This is a genomic window from Nostoc sp. TCL26-01, assembly GCF_013393945.1.
Taxonomy (GTDB): Bacteria; Cyanobacteriota; Cyanobacteriia; order Cyanobacteriales; family Nostocaceae; genus Trichormus.
Map to the genome: position 1 here is coordinate 604,679 of NZ_CP040297.1, position 13,767 is coordinate 618,445.

Annotated in this window: 14 protein-coding genes; 5 read left to right on the top strand and 9 right to left on the bottom strand. The window is 40.2% G+C overall.

The annotated features are described in order from the left end of the window. Positions 1-164: 164 nt before the first annotated feature. Positions 165-716 (bottom strand): N-acetyltransferase, encoded by a 552-nt coding sequence (locus FD725_RS02490; RefSeq protein WP_179046659.1) that lies wholly within the window; start codon positions 714-716, stop codon positions 165-167. 498 nt (positions 717-1,214) lie between these two features. On the opposite strand from FD725_RS02490, the gene FD725_RS02495 reads away from it, so the two are divergent. Further along, positions 1,215-2,012, top strand: coding sequence for a sulfite exporter TauE/SafE family protein (locus tag FD725_RS02495; protein WP_179046660.1), 798 nt, complete (start codon positions 1,215-1,217; stop codon positions 2,010-2,012). Between the two features lie 16 nt (positions 2,013-2,028). Here the strand turns inward: FD725_RS02495 and FD725_RS02500 are convergent, their stop codons facing one another. Next, positions 2,029-2,685: a cadmium resistance transporter gene (locus FD725_RS02500; RefSeq protein WP_179046661.1), complete on the bottom strand. Its 657-nt coding sequence runs from the start codon at positions 2,683-2,685 to the stop codon at positions 2,029-2,031. A 310-nt stretch (positions 2,686-2,995) separates the two neighbouring features. On the opposite strand from FD725_RS02500, the gene FD725_RS02505 reads away from it, so the two are divergent. Continuing rightward, entirely contained in the window at positions 2,996-3,733 is a 738-nt protein-coding gene (locus FD725_RS02505; RefSeq protein ID WP_179046662.1) for a cadmium resistance transporter, read from the top strand. A 123-nt stretch (positions 3,734-3,856) separates the two neighbouring features. On the opposite strand, the gene FD725_RS02510 is transcribed toward FD725_RS02505, so the two are convergent. Further along, a complete protein-coding gene (locus FD725_RS02510) occupies positions 3,857-5,467 on the bottom strand; it encodes a peptidoglycan-binding protein (RefSeq protein WP_179046663.1) in 1,611 nt (536 codons plus the stop codon). A gap of 334 nt (positions 5,468-5,801) precedes the next feature. Between FD725_RS02510 and FD725_RS02515 the strand changes: the two genes are divergently transcribed. Beyond that, on the top strand, positions 5,802-6,941 hold the full coding sequence (locus tag FD725_RS02515) for a hybrid sensor histidine kinase/response regulator (RefSeq protein ID WP_179046664.1): 1,140 nt from the start codon (positions 5,802-5,804) through the stop codon (positions 6,939-6,941). A 24-nt stretch (positions 6,942-6,965) separates the two neighbouring features. Continuing rightward, positions 6,966-8,348 carry an aldehyde dehydrogenase gene (locus FD725_RS02520; RefSeq protein ID WP_179046665.1) on the top strand — a complete coding sequence of 461 codons (1,383 nt, stop codon included), beginning with the start codon at positions 6,966-6,968 and terminating at the stop codon, positions 8,346-8,348. Here FD725_RS02520 and pabB read toward each other — a convergent pair. Next, the gene (pabB, locus tag FD725_RS02525; protein ID WP_256871835.1) at positions 8,319-10,529 is read right to left on the bottom strand and encodes an aminodeoxychorismate synthase component I; all 2,211 of its coding nucleotides are present in this window, start codon (positions 10,527-10,529) and stop codon (positions 8,319-8,321) included. The two genes, FD725_RS02520 and pabB, sit on opposite strands and share 30 nt — an antisense overlap. Before the next feature lie 147 nt (positions 10,530-10,676). Continuing rightward, the gene (locus tag FD725_RS02530) at positions 10,677-10,868 is read right to left on the bottom strand and encodes an RNA-binding S4 domain-containing protein (protein ID WP_179046666.1); all 192 of its coding nucleotides are present in this window, start codon (positions 10,866-10,868) and stop codon (positions 10,677-10,679) included. A gap of 138 nt (positions 10,869-11,006) precedes the next feature. On the opposite strand from FD725_RS02530, the gene FD725_RS02535 reads away from it, so the two are divergent. Beyond that, a complete protein-coding gene (locus FD725_RS02535) occupies positions 11,007-11,270 on the top strand; it encodes a hypothetical protein (protein WP_179046667.1) in 264 nt (87 codons plus the stop codon). 68 nt (positions 11,271-11,338) lie between these two features. On the opposite strand, the gene FD725_RS02540 is transcribed toward FD725_RS02535, so the two are convergent. The 4 genes from FD725_RS02540 to nifV form a co-directional block, all read right to left on the bottom strand. Continuing rightward, entirely contained in the window at positions 11,339-11,902 is a 564-nt protein-coding gene (locus tag FD725_RS02540) for a (2Fe-2S) ferredoxin domain-containing protein (RefSeq protein WP_179046668.1), read from the bottom strand. A 205-nt stretch (positions 11,903-12,107) separates the two neighbouring features. Then, positions 12,108-12,311 (bottom strand): putative nitrogen fixation protein NifT, encoded by a 204-nt coding sequence (nifT, locus tag FD725_RS02545; RefSeq protein WP_179046669.1) that lies wholly within the window; start codon positions 12,309-12,311, stop codon positions 12,108-12,110. Continuing rightward, a complete protein-coding gene (locus FD725_RS02550; RefSeq protein ID WP_179046670.1) occupies positions 12,286-12,573 on the bottom strand; it encodes a nitrogen fixation protein NifZ in 288 nt (95 codons plus the stop codon). Before FD725_RS02550 ends, nifT begins: the two co-directional genes overlap by 26 nt. Then, on the bottom strand, positions 12,560-13,693 hold the full coding sequence (nifV, locus tag FD725_RS02555; RefSeq protein WP_179046671.1) for a homocitrate synthase: 1,134 nt from the start codon (positions 13,691-13,693) through the stop codon (positions 12,560-12,562). The genes FD725_RS02550 and nifV overlap by 14 nt, the downstream gene beginning before the upstream one ends. Positions 13,694-13,767: the final 74 nt, after the last annotated feature.

Consider the following 13,767-nt stretch of genomic DNA (forward strand, 5'->3'; position numbering starts at 1 on the left):
CTCATACAAGCCCATCATCTCAATGGGGTTGAGCCGAGATACGTGTAAAAACCTGCAAGATGGTCTGGAAACTCTCACTATATCTAGGTTTCAGAAATAATCCAGTACAATTAACACTTCAACGCAAATTTTGAGTATGTATGGTGATGCGAGATACAGAATGCTCAAATGGGACGCTCACAAGGTTCGCTATACTGTCGATACCCAACCCGCTTGAATGCAGAAATCATGCGCACGTTACTCACAGACGTATCACAAAATACTCGCCAAACTCCTATGTCTTGTAATGTACGTGTTCCTTGGGACAGAAGATCGTTTGCAAAACCAAGCCCTCGATACTCTGGTAAAACTCCGATATCGTAGATTGTTCCTTCCTCCAAGCCTTCTTTGGCACATCCAGAAAATATAACCGGAAGCACAAACCCTACAATGTCCCCATTTTCGTTAATCCCAAACTGCCACCAGTCATCAGTATACGAGAAGCCATCGCTTGCCGAATTCAGAAATTTCTCAACCGCCTCATAAGGCTCATGTTCTGAAACTTTTTTTAGATGACTTGCATCCATTGATGAAGCCATTACACGGGCAACGATTGAGATTAATAATGAGCCACGCATTGTGTGGACTGGCTCAAAAGTCAACCTCTGTGGAACTTCAATCAACGGTTTAGGCTCTTCCCAAACAAAGGGGACTTTTAGATAAGTTTGCTGACTCATAGGTAATACCAACAAAAATCTGTGAGCTTTCCCCAATATACTACAAAATATTACATAACAAGCAATCTTTTTAAGAGGATATTAACAGCATTTCATGGATACTATAAAAACTCCAAAGTCCGGAGAATCCCTTGCTAGCTACGTAGTGCGAATTAGAAAAGAACTCAACTTGACTCAGTTTGAGCTAGCAAATGCTGCTGGTTTCCATGAACTGTCTGTAGGAAAGATGCTCAATACCTCAATGGGGTTGAGAGATGAGGGAAAATCCCGAAACCACCACTCAGGACTCATTGCTAATCCCATTTTTTACATATTCTACCGACAATAAGTCGCTATTTGATAGAAATACCCTAGCATTTGAGCGCAAATACAGATAAAATACGGTAAGCCGATGTACTTACCGTGCTTCCTGTACAAGATAGAAATCCATACTCGATTGGCACACGAGTCAATAGATATCTATCGTGTCTAACCTCTAACTTTTAGCTTCTAGTCTCTATGCACTATTTCTTGTTACCTTTTCTAAGCTTTTTAGTTGGCATAATTGTTGGGTTAACAGGAATTGGTGGAGCCTCTTTGATTACCCCAATGCTAATTTTTATCTTTCAAGTACCCCCTGCCATTGCAGTTAGCTCAGATGTTGTATCTGCCACTTTAATGAAGGTAGTTGGTAGTGTTAAGCACTGGCAACAACAAACTCTAGATCAAGAAGTAGTTAAATGGCTAGCCTTGGGAAGCGTACCCGGTTCACTTTTTGGAGTAGGAACACTACACTTGATTAGGCAGACCAGTGAGCATAATTTAGATAACATTTTGCTCCGGTTACTGGGGATAACAATTCTGTTAATCACATTGTTAGCTTTAGTGCAATTGCTACTAATAACTTTCTTCCCCAAATTTAGCTTACCTGAACTACCAAAGTTTGATTTAACAACTCATTGGGGGCGGTTTTTGACTGTTGCTATCGGAGCAATTTTAGGTTATTTAGTTGGTTTAACTAGCATTGCTTCCGGCTCAGTATTTGCCTTAGTTTTAATTGGCTTTTTTCGTCTTGATGCTCGTAAGTTAGTGGGAACAGACATTTCCCAAGCAGCTATTTTATTAATGTTTACTTCTCTCGGACATCTGAGTTTAGGCACAGTAGATTGGAGCTTGGTTTTACCTATATGGTTAGGTTCAGTTCCTGGAGTCTTACTAGGTGCAAAAATATGCCAAATCACTCCTCAACGCCCATTAAAATTTGTCATTTACACTATTTTGATGATGGTAAGTTGGAAATTGGTTTATCAAGTTTGAAGCGGCTTATTATCAATTACATTCCCCGTAATAAGCTGAATGTTCCTCTTTCATACATGATAAATAAACCCAAACCAATCAAGACAAAAGGCACAATAGCTTTCCCATAACGACTCAGTACATAAGTAATTGGAGCTTGACGGCTTAACCAGTCAGTCATAGCACACCAGACACCTATCATGACAAAAAATACCCCTAAAATCACTCCCAAGCCAGCAAGATTTTGACCAGCAAATAAAGGAATATAAATGCTAATGTTATCCCCACCATTGGCAATAGTTACTGCTGCCACTTTATATGTTTGAGGGTGTAAAATACTTACTATAAAATATAACAGAGAATTAGTTGGTGTTGATTTTTGTAAATCATCAGTGACTGCTTGAATTTCTAAATTTTCTACTTCTCGATTCATTAATTGTTTGACACCAATCACTATAGGTAATATGCCCAGTAATCCGATTAATTCTCGCCGGACAACTAAACCACCAAAAAATCCTGGCAAGCTGGCTAAGATGATAATAGCAAAACCCAGATATTGACCAAGCCAAATATGCCGTCGTCGGAAATTAGCATCTCTCTGTGAGAAAAGTAATAGTAAAATAATTGTGTCATCAATATTGGTGGCTACAAATGCGACTATTCCTGCGGCGAAAGCTGTGATTAATTGATTCATACCAGAGTCGGATAAAATAAGAGATTATTGTAAGAATTCAGCACCCAGGAGTCAGAAGTCAGAATCAATCAGGGTTTAGGAATATTAGCTTACTCATCAAATATGAGAATTTCAACTATTCTGACTCCTGTATTCTGACGGATGTATCCTTACAGATTATTTATAAAGTAAATCTTAATTAATGGCGTGCAAAGCTAAAGTTGTGTATTAAGAAAAAGTAGTGGCGTGGTAAGACTAAAATGCTGAATTCTGACTCCTGACTCCTGAATTCTGTGCGATAAAATATCAATGTATAAATGAGGACACATAAATGAATGAGTTATTTACTGCATTTAGTACAGGGATAATTGCGTTCATTGCTACCAACATTGATGATATTGTCATTTTATTGCTATTTTTTTCACAAGTAAATGCTAATTTAAATCCTTGGCAAATAGTCGCTGGTCAATATCTGGGTTTTACTACATTAATAATTCTCAGTCTTCCTGGTTTCTTTGGTGGCATGATTTTACCGCCAAAAGTGATTGGATTACTAGGGTTAATACCTATAGTTATGGGTATTAATAGTTTAGTTAATAAAGAAAGCATCACAGAAGATGTTTCCCCAGAATCAACGCCATCAACAACTACAACAATTACTGATTTATTTACACCTCAAGTTTATAGTATAGCAGCTATAACCCTTGCTAATGGTGGTGATAATATTAGTGTGTATGTACCCTTATTTGCCAACAGCAATTTAACAGTATTTTTTATCATTATTTGCTCATTTATAATTCTGTTGGGTATTTGGTGTTATGCCGCTTATAGATTAACTTACCAGAAAAATATCGCTGATATTTTAACTCGTTATAGTAATTATCTTGTGCCTTTTGTACTGATAGGAATAGGAACTTTTATTGTTTTAAAAAGTAGTGCTTTAAGCTTAGTAAAATTAGTGGCTAGCTGTCTATGTCTAATGATTTTACTGAAAAATAATAGCGTTGCTGAATCAAAATCTGAATTAGGCGATCGCTACAATCAAACCATTGGTGAACATGATGAGTGATCCTCAGACACACTTAAGATATCGAACCGTATTGGGGGTGATCTCATTTCACATTAATCATGATACACATAAATTATGTAGAGACATTGCATTGCAACGTCTCTACTGTTTCTTTGCTAAGAGTTAACGGATGCGGATAATTCCTGACACACTAGATAAATAGCGCGTAAAGTTACCACTAGTATTTCTTCTATTACCTTCAGAAGTTTTAATTACGGTACTTCCTTGAGAATGCGCTCTAATAATGCCAATATGATTAAAGTCTCCAGGAGCATCACTATCAGGCCAGTCAAAGGTAACAATATCGCCACGCATCGGAATCACAGAACCTTGAGAATACCAATAACCATTTTGTTTTGCCCAAAATTGCCAAGTCTCAACTAAAGCCATTGTTGCCCAAAATCCTTGAGGTTGATCAGGGATATCAATTCCTACTTGACGACAACAATATGCCACAAAAGCTGCACACCAGTTATAAAAATCTGGTGCTGTTCCTATATGGTCTAGAAGCTGCATTGGTTGACGAAAAGGAGCAAGATATTTTTCCGCTTCACTACTTGCATTTACCCAAGTAAGTCCCTTAGCGGCTTCAATTTCTGCAAAACTAGCTAATTGCAAGTTAATTGAATCAGATGGATCGGTAGAAAAGTCTGGATCATAGTCACCACCCAGTTTACCCCATGTCATTGGGCCAACTTCTCCATCGACCATTAAACCTGCTTTTAGTTGAAAAGCTTTCACTGCTTCTTCCGTATCATTTTCAAATTCTCCATCTATATCTCCAGCATTAAAACCTAAATTATTCAGTACCTGTTGCAAAGCTTTAACATCATCTCCCTTAGTACCCCAACGCAGAATACGAGTTAATTTTGGTAAAGTAGGATTAGGAGTGATAGTAATATCTGCCGCAGTAGCAGCAGGAATACTGCTAGAAGATGCAGCCACTAAAAAAGTTTTAGCAGTAGGATATTTACCTAAAAAATCCACCAAATCATCAGTTAGTTTGTTGGTAAATTCGACAACCTCAATAGTTTTTGAACCTGCATTAGCCGCAATGACTGGATAAGATGTGCCATCTTTTTCCTGGCGATAAAGCGCAAACCAAGTAACTTGTTCTTCCGGTGTTGTTGTATCAATGTTGTCACCAATATTATCTTGTGGTGATAAAGAAATTAGGTTTTTTTCTTCCATTCTTTTGAGAATGACCATCCCACCACATTGCTGGCTAACTAAATTAGGGTCAAATTGACCATCGGAGCGATATTTACCCTGGGTATAATGATCAGAAAAGCTCCATAAATAAGGAGATTTTACGTTTGAATGATATCGTCGATAACCAGTACCGTTAAAGTTTTCGAGGGTGTAGCATATTCCTGGTATACTCCAATCACGCCAATTATTTAAACCATCAAATGTCAAAGCATCTTGTGCTGACTCTTCCCATGTAAATGGTGGTTCTCCTAATGGACGATTTTTCGGAACATGAGTTGTTTTAGTACTTAACGGATCTCCGTTATGTAAATGAGTATTGAAATTACCACTACCTTCCAAGTGATGAAGCACAGCAATAATAAACCACGGAACATCAGTCACTCTTTCTACTTTTTTATAACGAGTACGATTTTCTATAATCCGGTTAATAGTGGTATCAACTTGACTGATTTTATCTGATTTAATAGCACAGTCCTGATAAAGTTGTTGATATTTTGCTTTTAGCTGGGCATTGAGTGGCATTTTATCTGCTCCAATGAATAATAATTGAGCGATCGCTGCTCCTATATGGAATAATCTAATCCGTGGTATAAAATTTGGAGGTAGGAAAAGGTCAGGAAAAAGTAGGATTTAGGTAGTAAATTTATGTAAATTTTGGCAAAACCTTATACAAAAAAGATTTGACTTTGGTAGGTTCCCTACAAGGGAATGAGGGTTTCAAAGTCTCTCCCCGTTTCGGAGAGGGGTTACTAGTATACTTTTCGACTTTTCAAACAACCTCTTAAGCTTGTAAATTGTTAGATTATAAGTAACGAGTTATCCTACTCTACGGAAGGACTAGTTCTATACGTCTCACATGAGTTTACAATCATCTCGTTCTGACAAAATTCTGGTTGTCGATGATTCTCCCGATAATGTGTTTTTGATTAAAACTATTTTGGAAGAAGAAGGCTACACAGTTAGCACCGCAGAAAATGGCATTTCCGCCTTGGCAGAACTGCAAGCATCTCCTTGCGACTTGGTATTATTGGATCTGATGATGCCTGGTATGGATGGTTATGAAGTTACTCGGCGAGTCCGTGGTGAGATGAAGTTGCCGCAGTATATTCCGATATTACTGATTACTGCTCATGATGCACCCAATGTAGCTCAGGGATTAGACTTGGGTGCTGACGATTTTATCCGCAAACCTGTCACAGTGGATGAATTGCTAGCACGAGTGCGATCGCTTTTACGTTTGAAGCATAGCATGGATGAGCGCGATGAGATTGCCCGTCAGCGTGAGGATTTTGTCTCTCGCCTCACTCATGATTTACGTACCCCGCTAGTGGCGGCGGATCGAATGCTGGCTTTATTTCAACAAGGGGCTTTGGGTGATTTATCCCCACAAATGCAGGAAGTAATCACCATTATGGCGCGTAGCAACATCAACCTGCTGTCGATGGTGAATACCTTACTAGAAGTTTACCGTTTTGAAGCTGGGCGGAAAACTTTAGCGTTTCAACCAGTTAACCTGACTCAATTACTCGATGAGGTAGTAGGAGAACTCACACCCTTAGCCCAAGAAAAACGCTTGGTAATCAATCGGGATTTTGGCGATGTATCGACCACTAATCAAGTCATGGGCGATCGCTTAGAACTTCACCGTCTATTTACCAATCTCATCGGTAATGCCATCAAGTTTACAACATCTGGAGAAATAAATATTCGCCTGAAAACGCTGATTTTTGCTAGTTCAGTCAACAACTACATCAATATTGAAATAGCAGACACAGGCCCCGGTATCCCTCCAGCCGAACAATCAACGTTGTTTGAAAGATTTCGCCAAGGTAGTCATAAAATTTCTGGGAGTGGTTTAGGACTCTATCTGTCTCGGCGCATTGTTGAAGCGCATCAAGGTAAGATTTTAGTTAATTCAGAATTGGGTAAAGGTAGTGTGTTTATCGTTAGTTTACCTGCAATGACCACAGTTTCCCCACCGGAGTATACAAATTAAACCTTTAATTAATTGTGAGTGAATATGATTACTACTGAAACATCACAAATTAACGAAATCATTCATCAACAGCGTAGTTTTTTTCAAACTGGTAAAACCAAAGAAGTCGCTTTTCGCCTAGCACAACTGCAAAAACTTAAGCAATTAGTCACTGACAATAAACCAGAAATTATTGATGCCTTAAAAGCAGACTTAAACAAACCAGAATTTGAATCCTACGCCACAGAAATTGGAGCAATCAAAGAGATTGATTACGCTATCAAAAATCTTCAAAATTGGTGTAAGCCGAAAAAAGCAGATGTTTCTTGGGAATTCTTTCCTTACTCAGCCCGGATTTATCCAGAACCACTAGGAGTTGTTTTAATTATTGGCCCTTGGAATTATCCCTTCCAATTAATTATCTCACCATTGGTAGGAGCGATCGCTGCGGGAAATTGCACAATTATTAAACCTTCCGAACTTGCACCCCATACTTCTAGTTTACTCACACAACTAATTAGTAAATATTTCCCTAGTGAGTATATTGCTGTGGTAGAAGGTGGGGTAGAAGCTAGTCAACAACTCTTATCCCAAAAGTTTGACCACATCTTTTTTACTGGTGGTACAGCCATTGGTAAAATTGTCATGGCAGCAGCAGCCAAGCATCTCACCCCAGTAACATTAGAGTTGGGTGGGAAAAGTCCTTGTATTGTCGATACAGAGATTAATCTTGAACATACAGCTAAACGGATTGTTTGGGGTAAATTCTTAAATGCTGGGCAAACTTGTATCGCCCCTGATTATCTATTAGTCAATCAAAACATCAAACAAGACTTAATTACTGCCCTACAAAAAACCATCAAAGAATTTTATGGTGATCATCCAGCCACAAGTCCAGATTACGCCAGAATTATCAGTCAAAAACATTTTGAGCGTCTAACTAAGTATCTGGACAATGGACAAATTATCGTCGGTGGGGAAACAAATTCTGAGTCAAAGTATATTGCTCCCACATTACTTGATCAGGTTTCCTTATCAGATCCTGTCATGCAGGAAGAAATTTTTGGGCCGATTTTACCTGTGATTGAGTACAAAGATATCACAGAAGCGATCGCCCTGATTAATTCTCAACCAAAACCTCTAGCCTTATACCTATTTTCCCAAAATCAACATCTGCAACAACGCATCTTGCAACAAACCTCATCTGGTGGAGTTTGTCTGAATGATACAGTCATGCAAGTAGGTATTTCCTCTTTACCATTCGGCGGTGTCGGTGATAGTGGTATTGGCAGTTATCATGGTAAAGCTAGTTTTGACACCTTTTCCCACTACAAAAGTGTGTTAAAAAACTCATTTTGGCTAGATTTAAATTGGCGTTACGCACCATATCAAGGTAAGTTATCTGCACTCAAGCGAATCATTGGTTAATAGATCAAAATCATTGTAGAGACGTTGCAGTGCAACATCTCTACTATCAATATCGACAATCTCATACAACCGAGAATTAAACTCACCATGAACTGTGAGTAGCATAGCTTGAATTAAGGCATTAGCTTTGAGGATAGTCTCTTGAAATTCTGTTTCCGCATCCGATAAAGCGACAATACCACCACCTATACCGATAGAAGTTGTCTTTGGTGTGAATACGGCGGTGCGAATGACGATATTTAAATCTGCTGCACCGTTCAAACCCAAAAAACCGATCGCTCCTGAGTAAACCCCTCTGGCTTCCTGCTCTAGTTTATCAATAATTTCCATCGTGCGGAGTTTGGGCGCACCAGTCATCGAACCACCAGGAAAAGCCATGCGTACACAATCTATAGCTGTCATCTCAGACGACAAACAACCACGCACAGTAGTTACCAGTTGATGTAGCGTGGCATAAGTTTCCACATCCATCAATTTTGGCACATGAACACTACCAATTTGACAAACTCGTCCTAAATCGTTGCGTAATAAATCGACAATCATCAAGTTTTCTGCCCGATCCTTTTCACTGTGGCGTAACAGTTCCCGGAGGACAAAATCTTCTTGGGGCGTTTGTCCCCGTCGCACAGTTCCCTTGATGGGCTTAGTTTCCACCCATCCTTGACTATCAATCCGCAAAAATCGCTCTGGAGATGAACAAGCGATCGCCGTCTCACCGAACCGCACAAAAGCTGCATAAGGCGCGGGATTAATTCGTCTTAATCTGCGATAAAACTTGAGAGGATCAGGAATTGGCTCTGTATGCAGGTGATTTGTCAAGCAGACTTGGTAACTTTCCCCAGCATATATTTCTTGTAGACACTTGTGGATATCATCTAGATATGTCTGATATGACCGACTCAAGCGGAAAACCAGAGGATTTGTACTGATCTCTGTATCTATGGGCGTTAAAGGGGGAAGCATTCTGAGTCTGTTTGCTGTTTCCTCAAACCAAACTTGCGCTGGTGCTGTTTCCCCTCTGAGGGTGAGATACACTAAATATGTGCATTTCTCTTGATGATCAAAAGCGATCAGGCGATCGCTCAACAGAAACATAGCATCAGGTAAGGATGAGGAATGCACTAGTCGAGATCCGCACTCTGCTTTGAGTTCATAACCAAAGTAACCAACAAATCCGCAGTTAAAATCAAAAGGTAGCTCATCAGATTGGCAATGTCGGCGGTGAATCTCTCGCTTGAGATAATCAAAAATACTTTCTTGAGAGCGTACCACCTTACCAGATTGAGTAATAGTCAGTTCTTGAGATTGGGTACAGTAACTAACCAGTAAACTGTTAACTCCACCTCCCCCCATAAAGGAAAAACGAGACAAACCAGGCTCTACGCGGCTACTATCTAGCCAAAAAGCATTGGTATCTTCTGCAAACAGATGAACAAATGCTTGTTCTGCATCAGGGTAATCATCCAACTTGCGACTACAAACTACAAACTCCTGGCTTTGAGTTGGGGATGAAGATTGAGTAGCAACAGGTAAAACTTTTCTCTCCTCTTCTTTGAGCAATTTTGACCGATCTCTACCATGTTGTTGGATAAACTGCTCAGTTATTGCTTTGAAGTTTTCTAGTAATTTATATCCATACTCACTACAAATAGATTCTGGATGAAACTGCACCCCCCACAACGCACGGTGTCGATGGCGCAATCCCATCACCAGACCTTCTTGTGTCCACGCTATTTTTTCCAAACAACTAGGCAATTCCTCAGCTACTAATAGCGAATGATAGCGTACCACCTGGAAAGGACTAGGAATATCCGCAAATAGACCGCAACCATGATGATAGATTGCACTCAAGCGTCCGTGTCTCACTTCCGGTGCATGAATGACCTTACCACCATAGTAGTGACCAATGCCTTGATGACCAAGACAAACACCCAGTAAGGGTACATCAAGAGGATTTTGCAATAACTGTTGACAGATACCAAAATCTTTAGCTATCTCTGGACGACCGGGGCCAGGGGAAATCACAATATTATCAAATGCTAATTCTTGCAGATGTTGCCAGTTTAGGCGATCGTTCTGAATTACAAGGGGCGATGTTCCATTCACTTCAGCCATCATTTGATAAAGGTTGTAGGTGTAGGAGTCGTAATTATCAATAATCAGTGACTTAATCTCGCCCATGTTTTGTTAATTCGTAATTCGTAATTCGTAATACCCATCCCCTATCCCCTACCTAATAGACATCTGCTAGAAATTAATTCTGCGTTGCCCGAAATCCTTGTAGAGACGTTGCACTGCAACGTCTCTACATTCATTTTCACCAGATGTCTAATCTATAACCTCTCCTACGAGAAAAGTTTTCCCTTCTACTGTCACCTCGTCAGTTGCTATTAATTTCCGTCCTCGTCGGGTTTCGACTACACCATTGACTTTGACATTGCCGTCAATAATCATCAACTTAGCTTGTCCTCCCGTTGGGGCTATACCTAAAAACTTTAAAAACTGGTCTAGTTTAATCATCGCTAACTGTCGGAAGTCATCTACACTGCACAATATCCTAATTTTACGCCGGTGTCGTCGATAGACCTGCCTCTTGTTTGTTAGTATATTTGTACTATAATATAAGAGTAGCGTCCAAACAGCCTGGTGCAGTGCAATATGATCAAGCATTACATCCTGAACTTAAACCCAACCGCCAAGCACGAATGGGATCGCTGTATCTTACGTGACCCACTGACAGCAAAACGCCCAGAATTTGCCAAACTAATCGCGGAGGCAGTTGGTACAGATACAGGTAGTTATTTAATTAGTGTAAATATAGAAATTCAGGTATTAGAACAAGCTGCTGTTCCCCACACTGAACAACTTTCCCTACCTTTAACAGAAATAACTATCCCCACACCCATGAGAGAAGCTGCCTAATTACCTAAAAAAGACGTAGCACTGCTACGTCTCTACATTCTTTTTTGGAGATGTGTAATGATTGTTGATTATTCTTCTTGACAAGGGTGATCAGTATTGAGGTAACTTTCTAATAAAGAGGCGATCGCTTCTGGATGAATCTTCTTGTATTTCTTTTTACCCAACATTAAAACACAATTAGGAGCGCTGCTACAGCGTTTTTGACAATCAGTTTGTTCTATTTGTACCTTGTCGAGTAAACCGCGATCGCACAAAGTTTTTTCTAACTCTGACAATAACCCCTTCCCACCCCGTTTGATACAACCAGACTTTTGACACACCATAATTTTCGCTGGTGGTAGGGATGGTAAATCTGAATTGGGACAAGTATCAATTGGTGAAACATGATGAGCTTTCAGTTTCACTTCACCTGTATAAATATTTAACTGACTAACACCACAAACCCGAACTTGCTCACCAGGAACCAAAGATAAACCCAAAGAACGACGTAATTCTTTCGGTAATTTAATCTGCAAATTTCCCGAAGGAATTCCCAAATGTAAATATTTAGGTTTTCCTGATTCATCACCACCAAAACCTAGAAACTGCCCTTCCAGATTCAACTCCGATAAACCCAGATACTTGTCACCCATATTCAGCCACCCAAAATCCCTCAATAAACCAAATACTCAATAAACACTCTGCGCTCCTCTGTCTTGAAAAGTTTCCTACGGCGGGAAACCCGCCTACAGAACTTTTCGCCGCGCTTACCTCCGCGTCCCTCTGCGTTAAAAACCCCCTCAAAAATAAATAGGAAAAAGTAAAAATATTTTTACCCTTTCCCACCTCTCTTAACTTTTAAGACAGACGTTTAGCCTCGACAGTTTTAGGTAAACTTGCCACATCTGGTAACTCACTAAATTCTAATTCCCAACCATTTGCTAAAGTGAGAATCTTGCCTTCAGCACCATCTGTTTGCTTCACCACCACTTCTTCTAAGTCTTTTTTGGCAACATAAACTGTTAAGTTACCAGCATCATCCACCCGTAACATCACTCTCATGGTTTTCCTCAGCAGATTCTAGTTCTTTTTCCCGACACCCAACAATGATTCCTTTTTCCAAGAAATGCACAGCATAAATATAGGAACGCTGTAAAAAAGTTCCAATACTAGATACGTAACCAATCTCCCCCTTCTTCGCTAAAACTTCGCCAATTTCTCTACCTGGAAATGTGCCATCATTTTTAATTAGTTTGCGAAGTCTAACTTTCTCCCCCAATTCAAAAGTTGGTTCCTCATCTAATTCGTATTCATCGCGCTGCATGAGAATACCTCTGTTCTTGTACCAAGTCCAATAATTCTTCAGTCGTCAAGCTGCGTTTTTTCTTGACTGACTGATGACGAACTGCATCTAAAACAGACTGGGTTTCTTCTGGGTTGAGAAAAATACCGTGCTGTTCTAACAAACTAGCAACTAAATGTCGTCCAGAATGTTTACCTAACACCAAACGTCTTTCCCAACCAACTTCTTCTGGGGCAAATGGTTCGTAAGTGACAGGATTTTGCAGCACACCATGAGCATGAATACCTGATTCGTGAGCAAAGGTATTTTCACCAACGATCGCCTTCCAAGGTGGTACGCTAGCACCAGAAGCCGCCGCGACTAGTTGAGACAATTCCAACAACCGGGGTGTGTCAATCCCCATATCTACGCCATAGATGCGTTTGATAGCCATGACAACTTCTTCTAAAGCAGCGTTACCAGCTCGCTCACCCAAACCGATGACAGTGGTATTCACCGAAGCTGCACCAGCTTTAATCCCGGCTAGAGCGTTGGCTGTGGCTAAACCAAAGTCATTGTGGGTATGAACTTCTACGGGAATGGCTAAAGCTGAGACAAGTTGCTTAACTTTGCCATAGGTGGTAAAAGGATCAAGGACTCCGACGGTATCACAAAAGCGGAATCGTGATGCGCCCCATTCTTGAGCGTATAAGGCTACATCTAAGAGAAAGTTGTCATCAGCCCTGGAGGAATCTTCCCCACCCACAGCTACCCAAAGTCCTTGATCTACAGCGAAGCTGACACAATCTTTGAGCTTTTGCAGACTTACCCGCCATTGTCCGTGAAATTTAGCGGCAATTTGGATACCCGAAACGGGAATCGCAATATGGACTCGCTGCATCCCACAGGCAATGGAAGCTTTGATATCTGAGATGACAGCGCGGTTCCAAGCGAGTAGATTAGCACTTAAACCTAAGTTAGAAATGGCTGAGATGGCACGCATTTCTTCTTCACCCATTGCCGGAATGCCGATTTCTAGTTCGGGAACCCCAATGGTATCGAGAAATTTAGCGATCGCTACTTTCTCTTCTAAGGTAAAAGCAACACCTGCGGCTTGTTCGCCATCACGTAATGTAGTGTCATTAATGAGAATTCTATTCATCTCAAACATCCTTCTCGGAATTTTTCTTAATATATTTTCTGGATTGAGAGCTGATTTGTACGTATTTCCTGGTA